Source organism: Donghicola mangrovi (genome assembly GCF_013377535.1).
GTDB lineage: Bacteria > Pseudomonadota > Alphaproteobacteria > Rhodobacterales > Rhodobacteraceae > Donghicola > Donghicola mangrovi.
The window spans coordinates 260,539-281,389 of record NZ_JABCJE010000003.1; the positions used below are offsets into that span (position 1 = coordinate 260,539).

Below are 20,851 nucleotides of genomic sequence, written 5' to 3' on the forward strand. Positions count from 1 at the left end.
GAAATCGCCCCGGCCTCCCTATGGGGGCCGGGGCATTGCTTAACAGACCTGCCCATCAGGAGCGTCCCCATGTCTGCGAAATACGAGCCGAAAACGGCTTTGGGGCGGTTCATCAACTCTCTGGAAGAAACGGTAATCGCGTTAATTCTGGGCCTGATGACACTCGTCACATTTTTGAACGTCATTCTCCGTTATGGTTTCAACGCCAGCATGAGCTGGGGCCTTGAGGCTACGACATTCCTGTTTGCGTGGCTGGTCCTGTTCGGCATCAGCTATTCGGTCAAAGTGACCGCCCACTTGGGCGTTGACGCGCTGACCAACATGTTCTCTGCCCCCGTGCGCCGCATTCTGGCGCTGGTGGCTGCGGCCATCTGTGTGTTCTACGCATTTCTGCTGTTCAAAGGCGCGTGGGACTACTGGGCCAACTTCGCGAACCTGCCCCAGACCGAGGGCCGCTGGTTCCCCACCGGCTTCGAAGAGATGAAGCGCACCTCTTATCGCGGCTGGTACGAAGTGCTCGAGCTGCCGATGCCCGAATGGCTGCGCTGGATCGAGCCCCTGATGAACGATGGCGACCACTATGAAAAAGTGCCGCGGTTCATCCCCTACTTCATTCTGCCTTTCGGCATGTTCCTGCTTCTGTTCCGCTTTGTCGAAGCCCTGATCGCCGTCATGCGCGGCGAGACCGACAGCCTGATCGTAAGCCACGAAGCCGAAGACGCCGTCGATGACGTGCGCCACATGAACTACGAGGAATAAACGATGGACGTCGCAATCCTATTTGTCACCATCATCGGGTTGATGCTGATCGGTGTGCCGATCGCGGTCAGCCTTGGTTTCTCGTCGATCCTGTTCCTGCTGGTACTGTCTGAAACCTCGCTGTCGTCGATTGCGCAGACGTTCTTTCAGGCGATGGCGGGTCACTATACCCTGCTGGCGATCCCGTTCTTCATCCTTGCGTCGTCGTTCATGTCGACGGGCGGTGTGGCGCGCCGGATCATCCGCTTCTCGATCGCGCTGGTGGGGCACTTCCCCGGCGGTCTGGCGATTGCAGGCGTGTTTGCGTGTATGCTGTTCGCGGCTCTGTCCGGTTCGTCCCCTGCGACCGTGGTTGCCATCGGCTCGATCGTGATCGCCGGTATGCGTCAGGTCGGCTACACCAAGGACTTTGCCGCAGGCGTCATCGCCAACGCGGGTACCCTTGGTATCCTGATCCCTCCGTCGATCGTGATGGTGGTCTATGCGTCGGCAACCGACGTGTCGGTTGGCCGCATGTTCCTGGCGGGTGTGATCCCCGGTCTGCTGGCGGGCACCATGCTGATGGTCACCATCTATGCCATCGCCAAGATCAAGGGCTTGCCCAAAGGCGAATGGAAAGGCTGGGGCGAAGTTGTCACCTCTGGCCGTGAAGCTGGTTGGGGTCTGTTCCTGATCGTGATCATCCTTGGCGGGATTTATGGCGGTATCTTTACCCCCACCGAAGCCGCCGCCGTTGCTGCCGTCTATTCGTTCCTGATCGCGACCTTCGTGTACCGCGACATGGGGCCGCTTGCCCGCCCCGAAGGCGAACGCAACCTGTCCCTGATCGAAAAGCCCAAGGCCATCGTGACCGCGTTCTTCCACAAGGACACCAAGGACACCCTGTTCGACGCCGGTAAGCTGACCGTCACGCTGATGTTCATCATCGCGAACGCCCTGATCCTGAAGCACGTTCTGACCGACGAGCAGATCCCTCAGGAAATCGCAGGTGCGATGCTGAGCGCAGGTTTCGGCCCGATCATGTTCCTGGTCATCGTGAACGTCATCCTGCTGATCGGCGGCCAGTTCATGGAGCCCTCGGGCCTGATCGTGATCGTCGCGCCGCTGGTGTTCCCGATCGCCATCGAACTGGGGATCGACCCGATCCATCTGGGCATCATCATGGTCGTAAACATGGAAATCGGCATGATCACTCCGCCGGTTGGTCTGAACCTCTTCGTGACCTCGGGTGTGGCCGGTATGCCCATGATGGCGGTGGTGCGCGCAGCTCTGCCCTTCCTGGCTGTTCTGTTCGTCTTCCTGATCATGGTGACCTACATTCCGTGGCTCTCGACCTACCTGCCGACGACCTTCATGGGTCCGGAAATCATAACAAAATAATAAGAAACACGGGCGCTCCTCCCGCGCCCGTTCCTCCCCTCAAACTTCAAAGGCGCCGCCCCATCGGGACCGGCGCCTTTTCTTTTAGGTCAGGACTTTTGAGTATTTGGTGCAAAAAGAAACCGGCTTCTTTTTGCTTTAAATACTCATGGCACTCAGGCAGCCACGAGCGCGTCGATGATGGCAGAGAAGTCCGCTGCTTTCAGGCTCGCGCCGCCGACCAGTGCGCCGTCGACGTTCGAGGTCGCAAAGATTTCCGCTGCGTTCGAGGGCTTCACCGAGCCACCGTAGAGCAGGCGGATGCCGTTTGCGGTGGTCTCGCCAAAGCGGGCGATCAGTTCGGCGCGGATGAAGTCGTGGACTTCGGCGATCTGCTCGACAGTCGGGGTCAGGCCGGTGCCGATGGCCCAGACGGGTTCGTAGGCGATGACAGTGTTTTCTGCAGTGGCTGCGTCAGGCAGGCTTTCTGCGATTTGTTTGCCGATATGGGGCAGGGTTTCGCCAGCTTCGCGGGTGCTCAGGTGCTCGCCGCAGCAGACCACTGCGATCAGGCCCGCGTCATAGGCGGCGGTGGCTTTGGCCGCGATCAGGGCAGAGCTTTCGCCATGGTCGTCGCGGCGCTCGGAGTGGCCGATGATTACGTGGCTGGCGCCGGAATCGCGCAGCATTTCCGCCGAGATATCGCCGGTATGCGCGCCGCTGGTTTTGGGGTGGCAGTCTTGGCCGCCGATAGCCACGGCGCTGCCTTCGGCCGCTTCGCTGGCGCGGTCGATCAAGGTGGCAGGGGGGCAGATCAGGATGTCTACGGGCGCTTCGCCGTAGGTCACAGTCAGTTCGTTCAGTTCAGACAAGGCCTCTGCCAGGCCATTCATTTTCCAGTTACCCGCAGCGAGTTTACGACGCATTATATGCCCCCCCAGAGTTGCTTTTGACGCACCATTTACGAGAGGGGGGCATTGGTCAAGCGGGCAGGATGCCTCGGGGTTATTGACCCTGTTCGGCTTTCAGTTCGTCGATGTCTTTGAATTTGATGGATTCGCCACAGCCGCAGGCATCCACAACGTTCGGGTTGCGGAACTTGAAGCCCGACTCCAGCAGCGAGGTTTCATAGTCGATCATGGTGCCGAACAGGAACATCTGCGCCATGGGAGCGATCAACACCCGTGCGCCATCCTGTTCGACGACCTCGTCGTTGGGGTCCACGGTGGTGACGTATTCCATGGTGTATTCCATGCCTGCGCAGCCGCCCTTTTTGATGCCGATCCGCAGCCCTTCGGAGCCATCACGCTCCATAAGTTTGCGGATCTGCTTGGCGGCAGTGTCAGATATGGTCACGGCTTGTTTGCCGGGAATGCTGAACATGGTGTTTCCTTTCTACGCTGTCGCGCTGACAGGATTACATGAAGCCCAGTTCAAGCCGGGCTTCGTCGCTCATCATATCCATGCCCCACGGCGGTTCGAACACCATTTCGATGTCCACATCCTTGACGCCGGGGATGGGGCTGATCGCGTCGACGATCCAGCCGGGCATTTCACCCGCAACCGGACAACCGGGCGCGGTCAGGGTCATGGTAATACGAACTTCGTTCTCGGGCGAGATACCGATCGTGTAGATCAGGCCCAGATCGAAGATGTTCACCGGAATTTCCGGGTCATAAACGGTGCGGCACGCCTCTACGACCGAGTCATAGAGATCATGGTCGGTGCTAGAGGGCTTGATCAGCGGGGCGCCTTCAAGCTGTTCGTTGGCCTCGGTCATGTTCATGTCCTGTCCTATTTCCTGACAGATCATATAGGGAATGCGATGACCGAGGTCCAGAGGCCTAGGTTTCGATAGCGGTGTCGGTTTTGCGGCGGCGCACAGGATTGGGGCGAACCTTCATCTCGATTGCATCAAAAAGCAGCCCGGCGATATCTTTGCCGCTGGCTTTCTCGATGCCCTCGAGCCCCGGCGAGGAGTTGACCTCGAGCACTTTGGGCCCATCGACCGACCGCAGCAGGTCCACGCCCGCCATCCCGAGGCCAAAGGCGCGGGTGGCGCGGATCGCGGTTTCGCGTTCTTCTTTGGTGATGCGCACGGCCTTGGCGGTGCCGCCGCGATGCAGGTTCGAGCGGAAGTCGCCATCGGCGCCGGTGCGCTTCATCGAGGCCACGACTTTGCCGTCGATCACCAGACAACGGATGTCCTCGCCAGCGGCCTCTTTGACGAATTGTTGAACAAGGAAGTTGGCTTTGAGACCGCGGAAAGCGTCGATCACCGACTCGGCGGCCTTCTTGGTTTCGGCCAGAACGACGCCTTTACCCTGAGTCGATTCCAGCAGTTTCACGATCAGGGGGGCGCTGCCCACGAGGCCGATCAGGTTGCCCGTGTCCTTGGGCGAGCTGGCAAAGGCGGTGACCGGCATCCCGATCTTGGCCTTGGCCATCAGCTGGTGGGCATAGAGTTTATCGCGGCTGGCGGTGATCCCCTGCGAGCCGTTCACGCAATAGGTGCCGATGGTTTCGAACTGGCGGATGATCGCGGTGCCGTAGCTGGTGATCGACGCGCCGATGCGCGGGATCACGGCGTCGTAACGGGGCAGGCGCTTGCCGTCATAATGCACTTCGGGGGCCAGCGCGTTGATCGCCATATAGCAGCGGGCGGTGTCGATCACCTCGACCGTATGGCCACGGGATTCGCCCTCATGCACCAGGCGTCCGGTGGAATAGTTGTCCTCGCGGCTCAGGACGGCCACGCGCAGGGCGCGGCGGGGGGCTGCCTTGGCGATCTTGTTGCTGTGATAGACGTCATAGCTGAGTTTTGGCTGGCAAAACCGGTCGTTGGGGCTGACCGTGACGTGGTCGATCAGCGCCTGACGACCCAGCAGCATCCGGGCGTTCATCGAACGGCGGTCGGTCAGGGTCAGCTCGATGGGCCAGCTCTGGCCGTTGATCAGCAGGTTCGACTGGATCACATAGCGCGTCTCGGTTTCCCCGTTCGAAGAGGTCACCTCGCGGCGGTCCACGATCTCGGCCGAGCAGGGGATGATCAGATCTTCGCGCCCCGGAATCGGATGCACGGTGAAACGCACGCGCGGACGGGTTGCGCTGCCAAAGGATTCGATGTCAAAGGCATGCAATGCGCTGGTCTTTGCGCCGGTATCGACCTTGGCGCGCATGGCGGGCAGGCCCAGATCAGGCAGACTGAGCCATTCCTCCCACCCAAGGGTCAAAGGCTCTTGCGCGCGAGGCGCGGTGTCAGTCTGGTCAATCATAATGGCTAGGCTCCTGTACGCGAACCAGTAGGGTTACAGCGCGGCATTCTAGCTGCGCGATAGAACGAGAGTATGACTATGGCAACAGGTTTTAGCTTTGAACTCAAGGCGACAGACGGCAAAGCTCGCACAGGCGTGATCTCGACGCCACGGGGTGATATCCGCACGCCAGCTTTCATGCCGGTTGGAACCGCCGCGACGGTCAAGGCGATGCTGCCCGAGAGCGTGCGCGCCACCGGTGCGGACATTTTGCTGGGCAACACCTATCACCTGATGCTGCGCCCCACCGCCGAGCGGATCGACCGTTTGGGCGGCCTGCACAAGTTCATGAACTGGGAGCGTCCGATCCTGACCGACTCGGGCGGGTTTCAGGTGATGTCCCTGTCGGGCCTGCGCAAGCTGACCGAAAAGGGCGTGACCTTCAAAAGCCACGTGGACGGCTCGCGCCACGAGATCACCCCCGAACGCAGCATGGAGATCCAGCGCCTGCTGGGGTCGGACATCGTGATGTGTTTCGACGAATGCACCCCGTTCCCCGCCACCGAAGAGCAGGCTTTGGAGTCCATGCGCCTGTCCATGCGGTGGGCGCAGCGGTCGCGCGATGCGTTCGGTGACCGCCCCGGTCATGCGCTGTTCGGCATCCAGCAGGGCAGCACCTTCCGCGAGCAGCGCGAGGAAAGCGCCGAGGCGTTGAAATCCATCGGGTTCGATGGCTATGCCGTCGGCGGTCTGGCCGTGGGCGAGGGACAGGAAATGATGTTCGACGTGCTGGACTATGCACCCGACATGCTGCCCGTGGAAAAGCCGCGCTACCTGATGGGGGTGGGCAAGCCCGACGACATCGTGGGCGCCGTAAAGCGCGGTATTGATATGATGGACTGTGTGCTGCCGTCGCGCTCTGGCCGGACGGGGCAGGTGTTTACGCGCCGCGGTGTGCTGAACATCAAGAATGCCCGCCATCAGGACGACCCGCGCCCGCTGGACGAAGAATGCAGCTGCCCCGCGTGCCGCAACTACAGCCGCGCGTATCTGCATCATACTTTCCGCGCCAAGGAAATTATCCAGTCCATGCTGCTGACTTGGCACAATCTGCATTACTATCAGGATCTGATGCAGGGCATGCGCGATGCGATTGCAGCGGGCACTTTTGCCCAGTGGGAAGCCGATTTCCACGCAAAACGCGCCGAAGGGGACATCGAACCTTTGTAAGGCGAATTGCGCTAATAGATCAGGGCGCTTTGCGTTAATTCTGGCTCCGGATTTGATACCGGAGCCATTTTTTATGCGTACGACATTGATTGCCCTGATGCTTGTGATTGCAGCCCCTGTCATCGCACAGGAGGCGACGACATGCGCGCAGGTGCAATGCCCGCAGATTACCTCGGTCCTTATTGTGCACATGCCCCATCCAGAGGACTGCGCAAAATACTGCAAATGCAACGGAAGCACCGTCACCGAAGTCAGCTGCCCCGAGGGGTTGGCCTTTAACGCCGATCTGCGCATCTGCGATCAGCCCCAGAATGTGCAGTGTTCGGTGACCAAGCCCGAGTGACCTGCCACCACCACCGCACAAGGATGTGTTCACACGGGCACCGCAGGGGAACTTGCGGTGCCTGTTTGCGTTCCTAGCTGGATAGCAACGGCCTGCATTCCACGGGCCGACGAAAGGAGATTTTCCCATGACCGATACGCTTTTCACGTCTTTCACCGCAGGCAAGATCAAACTGGCCAACCGCGTTGTGATGGCCCCGCTGACCCGCAACCGCGCCGATGATGTCACCCAAGAGGTCAACGACCTGCACGTCGAATACTACCGTCAGCGCGCTGGCGCCGGCCTGATCATCACCGAGGCCACCAACATCAGCCCCGAAGGCCGCGGCTATATCCAGACCCCCGGTATCTTCACCGACGGCCAGATCGCCGCGTGGAAGAAAGTGACTGATGCGGTTCACGCCGCAGGTGGCAAGATCGTCGTGCAGTTGTGGCACGTGGGGCGGATTTCGCACACCTCGATCCAGCCTGCTGAACAGCCGCCCGTTGCGCCCTCGGCGATTGCGGCAGGGGTGAAGACCTTTACCAAGAACGGGTTCGAAGACACCTCGACCCCGCGTGCGCTGGAAACCGACGAGATGACCCGTGTGATCTCGGACTACGCCCACGCGACCCGTTGTGCCAAAGAGGCCGGTTTTGACGGTGTCGAGGTCCACGCGGCCAACGGCTACTTGATTGACCAGTTCCTCAAGGACGGCTCGAACAAGCGCGAGGACCGCTATGGCGGTAGTGTCGCTAACCGGACCCGCCTGCTGTTCGAAGTGTTGAATGCCGTGGTCGCCGAATGGGATGAGGGCCACGTGGGCCTGCGCCTGTCGCCGTTCTCGAACGCGAACGGTGTGTCGGACAGCGACCCGATGGCCACCTTCAAGCCCGTGTTCGAGCGTCTGAACGAATACAAACTGGCCTACCTGCACGTGGTCGAGGGCCAGACCGGCGGCGCCCGTGACGGCAAGTTCGACGAGCTGCGCGCGTTGTATAAAGGCACCTACATGGGCAACAACGGCTATGACTACGATCTGGCCGAAAAGCGTCTGGCCGATGGTGTCGATCTGGTGGCGTTCGGCCGTCCGTTCATTGCGAACCCCGATCTGGTCACCCGCCTGCGCAAACACGCCCCCCTGAACGAGGGCGACAAGGACACCTATTATGGTGGCGGCGCCAAGGGTTACACCGACTATCCGCTGCTGGATGCCTCGTAAAATAACCGTGTCCGCAGCGGGACATAGTTGCGACGCGCATTATATACTGGTCAGGACCCGCATTTTGGTGCGGGTCTTGCACACTTCGGGGCAGGTGCCGTTGGTCCGGCATTTCTGACCCGATCAAAGCGTAAGTGCCCCTTGCAGCCTGATGGATGCGGGGGCATTCTAGAGGAAAACCGGTTGTAAATGCGGGGGCAGACCCCCAAATGAATATCCGGAAACGTGGAGATGGCCAGAGCTGCTGCAATCGTGGGGCCGGGCTGTCTTGCCAAGAACAAGGATGCGTTATGCAAGAACCTCTCAACTCCTCTTACCCCGTCCTGCCGCTGCGCGATATCGTTGTGTTCCCCCACATGATCGTGCCGCTGTTCGTCGGGCGCGAGAAATCGGTTCGCGCACTGGAAGAGGTCATGTCTGATGACAAGCAGATCCTGCTGTCCAGCCAGATCGATGCCAGCGTCGACGATCCCACTGCCGACGGCATTTATCGCGTCGGTGTGCTGGCCAATGTGCTGCAACTGCTGAAGCTGCCCGATGGCACCGTGAAGGTGCTGGTCGAAGGTGTGGCTCGCGTTAAAATTATCGAATATCTGGACAACGAAGCGTTTTTCGAAGCCCGCGCCGAATACCTTGATGAGGAAATGGGCGACGAGGCGGCTGTGATCGCGCTGGAAACCTCGGTCGCCGAGGAGTTTGAGCGTTACGCCAAGATCAAGAAGAACATCCCCGAAGAGGCGCTGTCCAACGTCGCGGAAACCGACGAACCCGGCAAGCTGGCCGACTTGGTCGCCGGACACCTTGGCATCGAGGTCAATCAGAAGCAGGAGCTTCTGGAGATGGTCGTCATCGCCGAGCGTCTGGAGCAGGTTTACGGCCTGATGCAGGGCGAGATGTCGGTCCTTCAGGTCGAGAAAAAGATCAAGAGCCGCGTCAAAACCCAGATGGAGCGCACCCAGCGCGAATACTATCTGAACGAACAAATGAAGGCGATCCAGCGCGAGCTGGGGGATGGCGACGAACAGAACGAAGTCGCCGAGCTGGAAGAAAAGGTCGCAGCGACCAAGCTGTCCAAAGAGGCCAAGGAAAAGGCCGACGCCGAGATCAAAAAGCTCAAGAACATGAGCCCGATGTCGGCCGAAGCCACCGTGGTCCGCAACTATCTGGATTGGATGCTGTCGATCCCGTGGGGCGTGCGCTCGCGCGTGAAGAAAGACTTGGGCCGCGCTCAGGAAATTCTGGATGCCGATCACCACGGTCTGGAAAAGGTCAAAGAGCGTATCGTTGAATACCTCGCCGTGCAGAGCCGCAGCAAAAAGCTGAAAGGCCCGATCATGTGCCTCGTCGGCCCTCCGGGTGTTGGTAAAACCTCGCTGGGTAAATCGGTGGCCAAGGCGACCGGCCGCGAATTCATCCGCATCTCGCTTGGCGGTGTGCGTGACGAATCCGAGATCCGCGGTCACCGCCGGACCTATATCGGCTCGATGCCCGGCAAGATCATTCAGGCGCTGAAAAAGGCGAAGACCACGAACCCGCTCATCCTGCTCGATGAAATCGACAAGATGGGTCAGGACTTCCGTGGCGACCCGGCCTCGGCGATGCTGGAGGTGCTGGATCCGGAACAGAACTCGACCTTTGTCGATCACTACCTCGAGGTCGAATATGACCTGAGCGATGTGATGTTCCTGACCACGTCGAACAGCTACAACATGCCCGGGCCGCTGCTGGACCGCATGGAGATCATTCCCCTGTCGGGCTACACCGAAGAGGAAAAGACCGAGATCGCGCGCAAGCACCTGATCAACAAACAGATCGAGGCGCACGGCCTGAAAAAGGGCGAGTTCGAAGTCACGGACGAGGCGTTGACCGACGTTATCCGCTACTACACCCGCGAGGCTGGGGTGCGGAATCTGGAACGTGAAATGGCGAAACTGGCCCGTAAGGCCGTCACCAAGATCATCCAGAACAAGGTCGACAAGGTCGTCGTCACCTCGGACAACCTCGAGGATTTCCTTGGGGTGAAGCGCCACCGCTATGGTCTGGCCGAGAAAGAGGATCAGGTCGGTGTTGTGACCGGTCTGGCCTATACCTCGGTCGGGGGCGATCTCTTGCAGATCGAAGCTCTGCGTCTGCCCGGCAAGGGCCGCATGAAGACCACCGGTAAGCTTGGCGATGTGATGAAGGAATCGATCGACGCGGCATCCAGCTATGTGCGTTCGATCAGCCCTCAGATCGGGGTCAAACCGCCGAAGTTCGACACTTGGGACATCCACGTGCACGTGCCCGATGGCGCAACGCCCAAGGATGGCCCGTCGGCAGGTCTGGCTATGGTGACCGCGATTGTGTCCGTGCTGACCGGTATTCCGGTGCGCAAGGACATCGCGATGACCGGCGAGGTTACCCTGCGCGGGAATGCGACCGCCATCGGCGGCCTCAAGGAAAAACTGCTCGCGGCGCTGCGCGGCGGGATCAAGACGGTCTTCATCCCCGAAGAAAACGTCAAGGATCTGGCCGACATCCCGGACAACGTGAAAGAGGGTCTGGAACTGATCCCCGTCACGCATGTGTCTCAGGTTCTGGAACAGGCGCTGGTGCGTCAGCCCGAACCGGTCGAGTGGGACGAGGCCGCAGAAGAGGCGGCAGCGGCAAAACGCCAGCAGGAACAGGCTTCGGCCGCTCCGATTGCGCACTAATCCGTGAACAATACCTAGAATTGAGGCGCGCTGTTTCAGCGCGCCTTTTCTTTTGCAGCGAAGCGCGTAAAGCTGTTCGAAGCAGCATATTTGAAAGGTAATTTGTTTATGAATCAGTCCTCCAACACCGCGGAAAACATCGACATGACCGTTGTTTCGACCACCGAGCCCAACGTGGCTGGCCCCGTTATGAAGAAAAAAGACCTGATCGAGGCTGTCGGCCAGAAGGTCGATATGAAGAAGCCCGACGTGAAGAACGCTGTCGAAGCGGTTCTCGAGGTTCTGGGTGCGGCAATTGCCAACGGTCAGGAAGTGAACCTGCCTCCGCTGGGCCGTCTGGTCGCGAAACGCACCAAGACCGGCGCGAACGCCACCGTGATGACCCTGCGCCTGCGTCAGGCCAAGGGAGTGGCTGAAAAGGCTCCGGAAAAACCCAAAGGCAAGGGCAAGAAAGCGCTTGCAGGCCAGGGCGAAGACAGCTAATTCCCCGCCCCAACGGGTGATTAGCTCAGTGGTAGAGCGCTTCGTTCACATCGAAGATGTCAGGGGTTCAAATCCCTTATCACCCACCAGAATTCCCGGGCGCACCCTGCAGAGGGCGCGCCCTTTCTGTATCAAGGAGCCCCCGATGCCCCTGCCAGACCTCTATATTCTGCGCCATGGCGAGACTGTCGCGAACGCCGAAGGGCGCATGCAGGGTGGGCTGGATTCGCCGCTGACGGCCAAGGGCCTGGCGCAGGCCGAAGCGATGGCCGACCTGCTGCGCGGGCAGGGGCTGATTGCAGGAGAGTTCGATCTGTTCAGTAGCCCGCAGGGCAGGGCGCTGCAAACCGCCGCCCCGATTGCGCGGGTCTTTGGGGCCGAGGTGCAGCCCGAGCCGCGCATCGCCGAGATCGGCATGGGCCAATGGGCGGGCCTTCTGCTGACCGAAATTGCCGAGCGCTGGCCAGCCCACACCGAAAACGAGAGCGTTTTGGATTTTTACGCACGCGCCCCCGAGGGCGAGCGTTTCAACAGCCTGTGGGCGCGCACGGGGGCGTTTCTAAGCGGTCTGACCCGGCCTGCGGTGATCGTGACCCACGGCTTTACCTCGCGGTTTTTGCGCACGCAGATCATGGGTTACGGGATGGATCGCCTTGGCGATGTGCCTGACGGGCAGGGCGTGATTTTCGCGTTTCGGGACGGTCAGCAAACTATTCTCAAATAGATGAACTTTTTTTAAAACGCCTCTTGCGTTCCCCAAACTGGGGCAGTAAACACCGCCCTACCGGGTGATTAGCTCAGTTGGTAGAGCGCTTCGTTTACACCGAAGATGTCGGGAGTTCGAGTCTCTCATCACCCACCACTTTCCCTTGAAAATCAAAGACTCACAGTTCGTCCAGCCAAGACTGAACATCGCCGAGACGCGCGCGTGATACAGGGATTTTCAGCCCGCTGTGCAGGGCCAGAAAGCGCTTTCCATTCTCCGTGACCAAGGACTTGGCCGCATGGACAGACACCCACCAGGACCGGTGCGGCTGGATGCCATGATCGTCGTTCACCTGCGCCAAAAAGTCCGCGATGCGGGCGCGGATAATCTTGGGTTCGCCGCGGGCGGTGTGCACCTCGATGTAGTGCTCTTGGGCGCGGACGTGCAGGATGTCGGCCAGCCGGATGGGTGTTTCCCCCGGCAGCGCAATGACAGAGCTGTGGGTGGGCTCCGGCGGGACAGGGATATCGGCAATGGGCGCGGGTAGGGGCGGCTCTGCTTCGTCCCTGCGGGCGGCGAGGTCCTGAAACGACTTGGGCAGGCCGTAGCGCAGATACATCGCCTCGAACGCCAGCTGGATCAGCAGCATGTAGAAGTGGCTCGGCCACAGGTTCTGCACCCACGCGCCATCAGACAGGATGCCCCCGACAAAGCGGTGATAGGCGGTCGCCACGACAAAGGCAGGCAGGCCCGCAAACAGGATCGGGATCGCGATGCGGCGCGCCTCCGGGAAAGAGGCCCAGACGGTCAGGATCGCCGTGTAGGTCAGCACCATCAGCGCAATCCCCGAAGCCCAGAGGAACAGCGCCGATTCCCACGGCATGTAGTCCAGATAATCTTGCGGGTCGCTGATCCACAGCAGCAGCGTCAGGATCAGAAAGAACAGCCCGCTGGTCGTGGAAAAGATTGCCGGAATCGCGGCCTGAAGCTGCACGCGATAAGATCGCCCAAGGGCGTCAAACAGCGTGAATGGTCTGATCAGTGTTCTTTGTAGGCGCTTCATGACTCTGGGGTGCCCGGTGAGTGGACAGGATGAGTGTCGAGCCATTTTTCGACTTCGTCAATTCGACCTCTGGCTACGGGTATCTTGTGTCCATGCTGGGTCGTGAGCCACCGTTTGCGCCCTTCGGAGATCAGCTCCGGCCCCGCGTGGCGGGCCACCCACCACGATCTGTGGGGCTGCAGGCCGCGGTCCGGTTCAATCGTGTCGATCACGTCAGAGATACGGGCACGGACGGTGGTCTGGGTGCCGTCGCACAGATCGACCCGCAGGTAGTGCTGGTTCGAGGAAATCGCCGCGATGTCGTCGATGGACCAAGTGTGATCCCCGATCGTCAGCATAGACTCCGTCGGGGGTAGGGGGGTGTTCTTGCGGATGTCGGCCAGAACGTCGGGCAGCAGATAGCGGACGAACAGAAATTCGAACAACTGGGCCACCGCGGCAAAGGCGATGATGTCCGGCCATATCTTGGGAATGTAGACGCCATTGCTCAGGGCGCCGATCAGACTCTCGGTGAAAACGGTTGTGACAGCGAACGCCGCCGCGCTCGGTATCGGAAGATATACGCGCTGTGGATTTTTCGCGGGCAACATCGCGATTCCGAGCAAAATCGCGAAATACACCACTGCAAAAATGCCTTCTGCGAAAACCCAAACGAAGGCCGCTTCAATGATCGTGATATGGTCCAGAAAATCGTGCGGATCCAAGGCGATCAGCGTAAGCCCTGCTAAACAAAGAAAAACAACCGATTCACGCCGCGTGAAAATCAGCGGAATTTCACGAAGCGTGAGGTGAATTTCGTGCCATAAAGCGTCAAAAGTGTGCATTTCACGACACAAGGCTTGTTGGATTCGGGTCATACGTCTTAAGTATTTTGAAAGTCACCGAGGGCTGTAATACAGCGGTGCAGGTGCAGATTTTTAACTCGTGTGTGTTTGCGAGTAAGCGACGAGCCGCAGGCTTAGTGAGCGGCTTAAAACGGTTTTTTTTACCCTACGGTTCGTCGCCCCCTTCTTACTGATATGTTTCGTGTGTTTGACCGGTCCCCGTTTCGGGTGAGCCGGTCTTTTGTACTTGTACATTCACGATAGCCGACCCTCTGTGCGGCTCAAAACACCAAATGTGTGAAAATCCCCTCTCCAATCGGGGAGGAAGGTGTTTAGATTTTTGCCTGACCCCAACGCAGGAGGCAGGCCATGTGCGGCAATCCCCAATCCTCAAGCGACGCGATCGAGGCGCTGATCGTACCCCGCGCCAGCGACATCGGCGGGTTCGAGGTGCAGCGGGCGTTGCCCTCGAAGCAGCGGCAGATGGTTGGGCCGTTCATTTTCTTTGACGAGATGGGCCCGATGGAGATGCTGAACGGGCGCAGTCTGGATGTGCTGCCCCATCCCCATATCGGGCTGGCGACGGTGACCTACCTGATGTCGGGGCGGCTGCATCACCGCGACAGTCTGGGGACGCAGCAGTGGATCACCCCGGGCGATGTGAACCTGATGGTGGCGGGCAGGGGGATCACCCATTCCGAGCGGACCGATGGGCTGTCTCTGCAGGGGCCTGACGCGCTGCACGGGGTCCAGAGCTGGGTCGCCTTGCCCGAACACCTAGAGGGGGTCCAACCGACCTTTCACCATGCGGCGGCGGCGGCCTCTCCGGTGTTGGCCGATGGTGGGGCCCATGTGCGCGTGATTCTGGGGGATATTTTCGGGGCCCGTGCCGATGTGCCGACCACGTCCGAAATGTTCTATGCCGAGGCGATTCTGGACTCCGGCGCCAAACTGCCCCTGCCGGATAACCAAGAGGACCGCGCCGTCTATGTTCTGGCGGGCAGCGTGACCGTCGGGAATGACGTGTTTCAGGCCGGTCGGATGCTGGTTTTCCGCCCCAAAGATGCCCTGAGCCTGCAGGCGGGGCCAGCGGGTGCGCGAGTCCTGCTGTTGGGCGGCGCGACCATGAATGGACCCCGATATATCTGGTGGAACTTTGTCTCCAGTTCGCGCGAACGCATCCGCGAAGCAAAAGAGGCGTGGCGGGCAACCGATTGGGAAAACGGGCTTTTTAGCCTTCCGCCCCTTGATAATAAGGCGTTTGTGCCGCTGCCGGTCCGGCGGGGCTAGGGCTGCGTGAACTTTTTTTGAAAAAGATGTTTGGATGTGCTTGACGCCACCGCGCCCTCGACATAAACACCGCCCACACGCTGATGAGGCGTCACACACAGCAGCGAGCGGTTGTAGCTCAGTTGGTTAGAGTACCGGCCTGTCACGCCGGGGGTCGCGGGTTCGAGCCCCGTCAACCGCGCCACTGCTGAATGTGAAACCTCTGACGAAGTAGATGCGCGGTTGTAGCTCAGTTGGTTAGAGTACCGGCCTGTCACGCCGGGGGTCGCGGGTTCGAGCCCCGTCAACCGCGCCACTTCTTCTCCCTTACCGGAAAATTCAATAGAAGTGGCGCTTGAAGCGCAGATGCCTCGCATTACGTTGCGAAGCATGGATTGGACCGTTTTCATCATTCTTTTGTGCGCCACTGGCGCCGCCGCCGCGACCGGAGTGCTGTTCCAGCCCGGTGAGTGGTACATTTCCCTGAAAAAACCATCGTTTACCCCGCCGAACTGGGCTTTCCCTGTGGTGTGGACGACCCTTTATATTCTGATGGCTCTGGCGGGCGCACGGGCGGTTGCTGCCGGTGGACCGCTCCTTGGGCTGGGGATGGCCCTGTGGGGGTTGCAAATTGCCCTGAACACCCTGTGGACGCCCGTGTTTTTCGGGGCGCACCGGATCAGGGCGGGGATGCTGATCATCTCGCTCATGTGGGTTGTGATCGGGGCGACCACCGTGACCCTGTGGCAGATCGACTGGATCGCAGGGCTGATGTTCCTGCCGTATTGGGCGTGGGTCACCGTGGCGGCTGCGCTGAACGGATCGATCTGGCGCAACAACCCCGATCGTTTGCGAGGCTAGGTCGCTTGCGAAGGGGCGGCTGTCGGGCTATGTCCGCGCCCCGAAGTGCAACGGAACGGGCGCGTTATGGCTGATCTTATCCCCGCTTGGCGCGACGGCGTCCTGACACCGGTCGAAAAGCTTGAGGTCCACAGGCTGGGCCTGCGCCATCCGGCCGTGTCGGTGTTCTTGCGGGACGGAGATCGCATTTTGCTGCAACAGCGCGCGCTGACCAAATATCACACCCCCGGATTTTGGGCGAACACCTGCTGCACGCACCCCCATTGGGGCGAGGCTGCGGATGTCTGCGCCCTGCGCCGTATGGCCGAGGAGTTGGGGGTCACCGGAATCACCGTCACCTTCCGCGAAGAGGTCGAGTACCGCGCCGATGTGGGGCAGGGGCTGACCGAGCATGAAGTGGTGCAAATTTTCGTGGCTGACGCGCCAGAGGGGCTGACCATCACCCCCAACCCCGCCGAAGTGGAGGCGGTGGAATGGGTCACCCTGCCGGACCTGGAGCGCCGTCTGAGCGAAACGCCAGAGCAGTTCACCCCTTGGCTCAAGGTTTACATGCAGGACCACGTCGACGTGATCTTTGCCTGACATGAAAAAGCCAAGGCGCGGTGCCTTGGCTTTTCTGTTTCTTACTTGCGCGACAAGGCTTCCAGCACGCGGGCCCAGGAACGGGTCCCTTTGTGGAAGCTTTCCACATTGTACTTCTCGTTGGGCGAGTGGATGCGGTCGTCGTCCTGAGCGAACCCGATCAGCATCGCGTCCATGCCAAGGATGTCCTTGAACAGACCCGCGATCGGGATCGACCCGCCCATGCCCACGAACACGGCTTCGCGGTTCCACTCGTCGGACAGAGCCTGACGGGCGGCTTCGAACTCGGGGCGGGCGATGTTCATGACGGCGGCCTTGGCGCCATCCACGTCGTTGTCCCAACGGACCGAGGCGTCTTGGGGCAGGCGGTCTTCGACGTGCTTGCGGACGGCGGCGCGGACGTGGTCGGGCTCCATGTCACCGACCAGACGGCAGGTGATCTTGCAGTGGGCTTCGGACGGAATCACGGTCTTGCTGCCCTTGCCGTTGTAACCGCCCCAAAGGCCGTTCACCTCAAGCGTCGGACGGGCCCATTGCAGTTCGAGGGTCGAGAACCCTTCTTCGCCGTGAGCTTTGCTCATCCCGACGGAGCCCAGATAGTCGTCCTCGTCAAAGCCGCAGTTTTCCCACTGGCGTTTCAGCTCGTCGGACAGGGGGTGCACGCCTTCGTAGAATCCCTCGACACTCACGCGGCCGGTCGAATCATGGAACGACGAAACGATGTCCGAAATGGCGTGCAGGGGGTTCAGGGCGGTCCCGCCATAGTGACCCGAGTGCAAATCCATCTTTGGACCGATCAGGGTAAACTCTTCCTTCAGCATCCCGCGCAGCTGGCTGGCGATCGACGGAACACCCGGCGCAACCATCGAGGTGTCACAGATCAGCGCGAGGTCAGCGCGCAGTTCGTCGGCGAATTCCTTCATGAAGGGGACCAGCGACGGAGAGCCGGTTTCCTCTTCGCCCTCGAAGAAGAAAGTGATGCGGCAGGGCAGGGTGCCATGGACCGCTTTCCACGCGCGGCAGGCCTCGACAAAGGTCATCAGCTGGCCTTTGTCATCGCTGGCGCCGCGGCCGCGGATCATGCGCACACCGTCCACTTCCTCGATCGCGGGATCAAAGGGGTCTCTGTGCCAAAGGTTTAACGGATCAACGGGTTGCACGTCATAATGGCCGTAGAACAGCACGTGCGGGCCGTCGCCCGGAACGTGGCCGACGACCATCGGATGACCGGGGGTTTCACGCTTGGACGCGTCGATGCCAAAGCTCTGCAGATCGGCGACCAGCCAGTCGGCGGCGGTCTGGCAATCGGCGGCATAGGCGGGGTCGGTCGAGATCGATTTGATCCGCAGCAGCTCCATCAGACGGTTGATAGAGGCGTCAAGATCCGAGTCGATCCGGTCCAGAACGGGGTTCAGGGTCATACTATATCTCCGGAATTTCTCTGGGGCCGACCCTAGCACCGGCGCTGGCACTGTCCAGTCACCCTACTGTCAAGCACGTTGATGCAGATCAAAGTCTAATACCTGCGGCACCTTGTAGCCTGTTGCCTACGCGAACAGTAACCTATATCCGGTCTAAATCGACGGGATGCCTAGGTAGGCATGTCTTGGATCGCCATTGGCGGACGGGGCAACCAAACACAGGAGACACCGGTGGACTACACCCAACAGCTCGACGTAGCTCTGAACCGCCTGCATGACGAAGGTCGCTACCGGACCTTCATCGACATTGAGCGCCGCAAGGGCAACTATCCGCACGCCGTTTGGCGCAAGGAAGATGGCTCGGAGCAGAACATCACTGTGTGGTGTGGCAACGACTACCTTGGCATGGGCCAGCACCCCAAAGTGCTTGAGGCGATGCACGAAGCTCTGGACGCCACCGGCGCCGGTTCGGGCGGCACCCGCAACATTTCGGGCACCACCGTCTACCACAAACGCCTTGAGGCCGAGCTGGCTGACCTGCACCAGAAAGAAGCGGCGCTGCTTTTCACCAGCGCGTACATCGCGAACGACGCGACTCTTTCGACGCTGCCCAAGCTGTTCCCCGGCCTGATCACTTACTCGGACGAGCTGAACCACGCCTCGATGATCGAGGGCATCCGCCGCAACGGTGGTGCCAAGCGTGTGTTCCGTCACAACGACGTCGCCCACCTGCGCGAGCTGCTGGAAGCCGACGATCCGAACGCACCCAAGCTGATCGCCTTTGAATCGGTTTACTCGATGGACGGCGATTTCGGCCCCATCGCAGAGCTGTGCGATCTGGCCGAAGAATTCGGCGCGCTGACCTATCTGGACGAAGTGCACGCTGTCGGCATGTACGGCCCCCGCGGTGGCGGTGTGGCGGAACGTGATGGCCTGCTGGACCGTCTCGACATCATCAACGGCACTCTGGGCAAGGCGTTCGGCGTGCACGGCGGCTACATCGCGGCATCGGCCAAGATGTGCGACGCGATCCGTTCCTATGCCCCCGGCTTCATCTTCACCACCTCGCTGCCCCCCGTTGTGGCGGCAGGCGCGGCGGCCAGCATTGCTGTGCTGAAAGAAGACCAGTCGATCCGTGATGCGCACCAGACCCAGGCGAAGATCCTGAAAACCCGTCTGAAAGCGATGGGTCTTCCGCTGATCGACCACGGTAGCCACATCGTACCTGTTCACGTAGGTAACCCCGTCAAGTGCAAGAAGCTCTCTGACATGTTACTTGAGAACTACGGGATCTACGTGCAGCCTATCAACTTCCCCACCGTTCCGCGTGGGACCGAACGTCTGCGGTTTACCCCGTCGCCCGTACACGGTCCCAAGGAAATGGACGCATTGGTGAAGGCGATGGACGACCTCTGGTCGCACTGTGCGCTGAATCGTGCCGAATTAAGCGCTTAATCAAGTAGGACGCTGAATTCTCCTACGCACTGTGGTATTCTTGCCCTAATAACAGGCCACGGCGAATCGAATGAATCGGTCGCCGTGTTACGGTCAGGCAAATTAGGGCAGTCAATTTGGGTATGCGTTTCAAATCCCATGCGAATACCACACCGGCGGAGCCGACCCCGAAAGGGTTCGACGACTTTGAGCTGCGCCTAGGTGATGTCCTTCGTGGCGAACGCGCCACGATTGGTAAGTCGCTGCTCGACGTTCAACGCGAGCTTCGCATCAAGGCGTCTTACATTGCTGCCATCGAAAACTGCGATCCCAGCGTTTTCGACACCCCCGGTTTTATCGCCGGTTATGTGCGATCCTATGCCCGCTATTTGGGGCTGGAGCCTGATGTTGTGTTTAACGCCTTTTGCAAAGAAAGCGGTTTTTCCACCGCACACGGAATGGCGCCCGAGGCGTCCTCGCGCAAGCGCGAAGGTCAGCCCGCCATCCGCAGCCGCCGTATGAACGCTGACCCGCTGCTGGAATCCGGCACGCCCTTCGTTCCCGGCAAAGAAAGCATTTTCGCAGGGATCGAGCCCGGCGCGATCGGTTCGTCCATCGCTCTGCTGGCGGTGATCGGCCTTCTGGGCTTTGGCGGCTGGAGCGTCTTTACCGAGATTCAGCGCGTTCAGCTGGCCCCGGTCGAACACACCCCGATGCTGGTCAGCGACCTTGATCCGCTGGTCGAACACGCCGAGACCGAGCAGGTTGCTGATGCCGCTGGTATCTTCAACCCGCCCGCCGAGGCGCTGGATCGTCTGTACCGTCCCGAGGCGCTGGATGTGCCCGTTCTGGTGCCCCGCGATGCGCCGATTGCCTCGCTCGATCCGCGTTCGGTTGGCGTTTTCGCGCAGCCCGAACTGCCCAAAATCGCCGAAGTGGCCGAGCTGCCCACCGGCGATGTACCCCCCGTTGCCAACGCGACCCCGCAGGTTGTGGCCGATGGTCTGCCGCGTCTGGCCGTTGTGGCCGTGCGTCCCGCTTGGGTCCGCATCCGCTCGGCCGAAGGTTCGGTGATCTTTGAAGGCATCATGAACGGCGGTGACAGTTTCGACGTGCCCCAGACCGAAGAGGCGCCGACCATCCGTGTTGGCGAATCCGGCGCGGTGTATTTCGACATCAACGGCACCCACTACGGCCCTGCAGGCGAGCGTGGCGTCGTCACCAAAAATCTGGCTCTGGACAGCAAATCGCTGTCGGAGACCTATTCGGTTGCCTCGCTGGAAAGCGATCAGGATCTGGCCAAGGTTGTTGCCGAACTGGCGCTGACCGACCAGACCCCCGAGCAGCCCGCCGCCGCCGAATAACAAAC

At 60.4% G+C, this 20,851-nt stretch carries 20 protein-coding genes and 4 tRNA genes; 17 read left to right on the plus strand and 7 right to left on the minus strand.

What is annotated here, in order from left to right; all coding sequences use genetic code 11:
* Positions 1 to 69: 69 nt before the first annotated feature.
* Both HJ536_RS09225 and HJ536_RS09230 read left to right on the plus strand, forming a co-directional pair.
* The gene (locus tag HJ536_RS09225) at positions 70 to 759 is read left to right on the plus strand and encodes a TRAP transporter small permease (protein ID WP_177157497.1); all 690 of its coding nucleotides are present in this window, start codon (positions 70 to 72) and stop codon (positions 757 to 759) included.
* A 3-nt stretch (positions 760 to 762) separates the two neighbouring features.
* Positions 763 to 2,139, plus strand: a complete 1,377-nt coding sequence (locus HJ536_RS09230) for a TRAP transporter large permease (protein ID WP_176853406.1) — start codon at positions 763 to 765, stop codon at positions 2,137 to 2,139.
* Between the two features lie 155 nt (positions 2,140 to 2,294).
* Here HJ536_RS09230 and tpiA read toward each other — a convergent pair whose 3' ends face one another.
* The 4 genes from tpiA to rimK form a co-directional block, all read right to left on the minus strand.
* The gene (tpiA, locus tag HJ536_RS09235; RefSeq protein WP_177157498.1) at positions 2,295 to 3,044 is read right to left on the minus strand and encodes a triose-phosphate isomerase; all 750 of its coding nucleotides are present in this window, start codon (positions 3,042 to 3,044) and stop codon (positions 2,295 to 2,297) included.
* A gap of 79 nt (positions 3,045 to 3,123) precedes the next feature.
* Positions 3,124 to 3,501 (minus strand): HesB/IscA family protein, encoded by a 378-nt coding sequence (locus HJ536_RS09240; protein WP_176853404.1) that lies wholly within the window; start codon positions 3,499 to 3,501, stop codon positions 3,124 to 3,126.
* Between the two features lie 34 nt (positions 3,502 to 3,535).
* Positions 3,536 to 3,898: an SUF system Fe-S cluster assembly protein gene (locus HJ536_RS09245; protein WP_176853403.1), complete on the minus strand. Its 363-nt coding sequence runs from the start codon at positions 3,896 to 3,898 to the stop codon at positions 3,536 to 3,538.
* A gap of 64 nt (positions 3,899 to 3,962) precedes the next feature.
* Entirely contained in the window at positions 3,963 to 5,393 is a 1,431-nt protein-coding gene (rimK, locus tag HJ536_RS09250; RefSeq protein ID WP_176853402.1) for a 30S ribosomal protein S6--L-glutamate ligase, read from the minus strand.
* A gap of 78 nt (positions 5,394 to 5,471) precedes the next feature.
* Here rimK and tgt point away from each other — a divergent pair, with 78 nt between their 5' ends.
* The 8 genes from tgt (at position 5,472) to HJ536_RS09290 (ending at position 12,184) form a co-directional block, all read left to right on the plus strand.
* Positions 5,472 to 6,602: a tRNA guanosine(34) transglycosylase Tgt gene (gene tgt / locus HJ536_RS09255; RefSeq protein WP_176853401.1), complete on the plus strand. Its 1,131-nt coding sequence runs from the start codon at positions 5,472 to 5,474 to the stop codon at positions 6,600 to 6,602.
* 73 nt (positions 6,603 to 6,675) lie between these two features.
* On the plus strand, positions 6,676 to 6,945 hold the full coding sequence (locus HJ536_RS09260; protein ID WP_176853400.1) for a chitin binding peritrophin-A domain-containing protein: 270 nt from the start codon (positions 6,676 to 6,678) through the stop codon (positions 6,943 to 6,945).
* Positions 6,946 to 7,072: 127 nt separating this feature from the next.
* The gene (locus HJ536_RS09265) at positions 7,073 to 8,146 is read left to right on the plus strand and encodes an alkene reductase (protein WP_177157499.1); all 1,074 of its coding nucleotides are present in this window, start codon (positions 7,073 to 7,075) and stop codon (positions 8,144 to 8,146) included.
* Positions 8,147 to 8,436: 290 nt separating this feature from the next.
* Positions 8,437 to 10,839 (plus strand): endopeptidase La, encoded by a 2,403-nt coding sequence (gene lon, locus HJ536_RS09270; protein ID WP_176853398.1) that lies wholly within the window; start codon positions 8,437 to 8,439, stop codon positions 10,837 to 10,839.
* Between the two features lie 108 nt (positions 10,840 to 10,947).
* A complete protein-coding gene (locus tag HJ536_RS09275) occupies positions 10,948 to 11,322 on the plus strand; it encodes an HU family DNA-binding protein (RefSeq protein ID WP_177157500.1) in 375 nt (124 codons plus the stop codon).
* 14 nt (positions 11,323 to 11,336) lie between these two features.
* Positions 11,337 to 11,411: transfer RNA gene (locus tag HJ536_RS09280), tRNA-Val, on the plus strand.
* Positions 11,412 to 11,467: 56 nt separating this feature from the next.
* Positions 11,468 to 12,046, plus strand: coding sequence for a histidine phosphatase family protein (locus HJ536_RS09285; protein WP_177157501.1), 579 nt, complete (start codon positions 11,468 to 11,470; stop codon positions 12,044 to 12,046).
* A 62-nt stretch (positions 12,047 to 12,108) separates the two neighbouring features.
* A tRNA-Val gene (locus HJ536_RS09290) sits at positions 12,109 to 12,184 on the plus strand.
* Positions 12,185 to 12,206: 22 nt separating this feature from the next.
* Here the strand turns inward: HJ536_RS09290 and HJ536_RS09295 are convergent.
* Positions 12,207 to 13,091, minus strand: a complete 885-nt coding sequence (locus tag HJ536_RS09295) for a LytTR family DNA-binding domain-containing protein (RefSeq protein WP_177157502.1) — start codon at positions 13,089 to 13,091, stop codon at positions 12,207 to 12,209.
* On the minus strand, positions 13,088 to 13,948 hold the full coding sequence (locus HJ536_RS09300; protein WP_177157503.1) for a LytTR family DNA-binding domain-containing protein: 861 nt from the start codon (positions 13,946 to 13,948) through the stop codon (positions 13,088 to 13,090). Before HJ536_RS09300 ends, HJ536_RS09295 begins: the two co-directional genes overlap by 4 nt.
* A 336-nt stretch (positions 13,949 to 14,284) precedes the next feature.
* On the opposite strand from HJ536_RS09300, the gene HJ536_RS09305 reads away from it, so the two are divergent.
* From HJ536_RS09305 to idi, 5 genes are all read left to right on the plus strand, one after another.
* A complete protein-coding gene (locus tag HJ536_RS09305; RefSeq protein ID WP_177157504.1) occupies positions 14,285 to 15,205 on the plus strand; it encodes a pirin family protein in 921 nt (306 codons plus the stop codon).
* Positions 15,206 to 15,312: 107 nt separating this feature from the next.
* Positions 15,313 to 15,389: transfer RNA gene (locus HJ536_RS09310), tRNA-Asp, on the plus strand.
* A 34-nt stretch (positions 15,390 to 15,423) separates the two neighbouring features.
* Positions 15,424 to 15,500: transfer RNA gene (locus HJ536_RS09315), tRNA-Asp, on the plus strand.
* 74 nt (positions 15,501 to 15,574) lie between these two features.
* A complete protein-coding gene (tspO, locus tag HJ536_RS09320; protein ID WP_177157505.1) occupies positions 15,575 to 16,045 on the plus strand; it encodes a tryptophan-rich sensory protein TspO in 471 nt (156 codons plus the stop codon).
* 66 nt (positions 16,046 to 16,111) lie between these two features.
* A complete protein-coding gene (gene idi, locus HJ536_RS09325) occupies positions 16,112 to 16,627 on the plus strand; it encodes an isopentenyl-diphosphate Delta-isomerase (protein WP_177157506.1) in 516 nt (171 codons plus the stop codon).
* 41 nt (positions 16,628 to 16,668) lie between these two features.
* Here the strand turns inward: idi and HJ536_RS09330 are convergent, their stop codons facing one another.
* A complete protein-coding gene (locus tag HJ536_RS09330) occupies positions 16,669 to 18,048 on the minus strand; it encodes a dipeptidase (protein ID WP_177157507.1) in 1,380 nt (459 codons plus the stop codon).
* A 231-nt stretch (positions 18,049 to 18,279) separates the two neighbouring features.
* Here HJ536_RS09330 and hemA point away from each other — a divergent pair, with 231 nt between their 5' ends.
* Positions 18,280 to 19,503, plus strand: coding sequence for a 5-aminolevulinate synthase (gene hemA / locus HJ536_RS09335; protein WP_177157508.1), 1,224 nt, complete (start codon positions 18,280 to 18,282; stop codon positions 19,501 to 19,503).
* 122 nt (positions 19,504 to 19,625) lie between these two features.
* Positions 19,626 to 20,846 carry a helix-turn-helix domain-containing protein gene (locus tag HJ536_RS09340; protein WP_176853388.1) on the plus strand — a complete coding sequence of 407 codons (1,221 nt, stop codon included), beginning with the start codon at positions 19,626 to 19,628 and terminating at the stop codon, positions 20,844 to 20,846.
* Positions 20,847 to 20,851 lie beyond the last annotated feature (5 nt).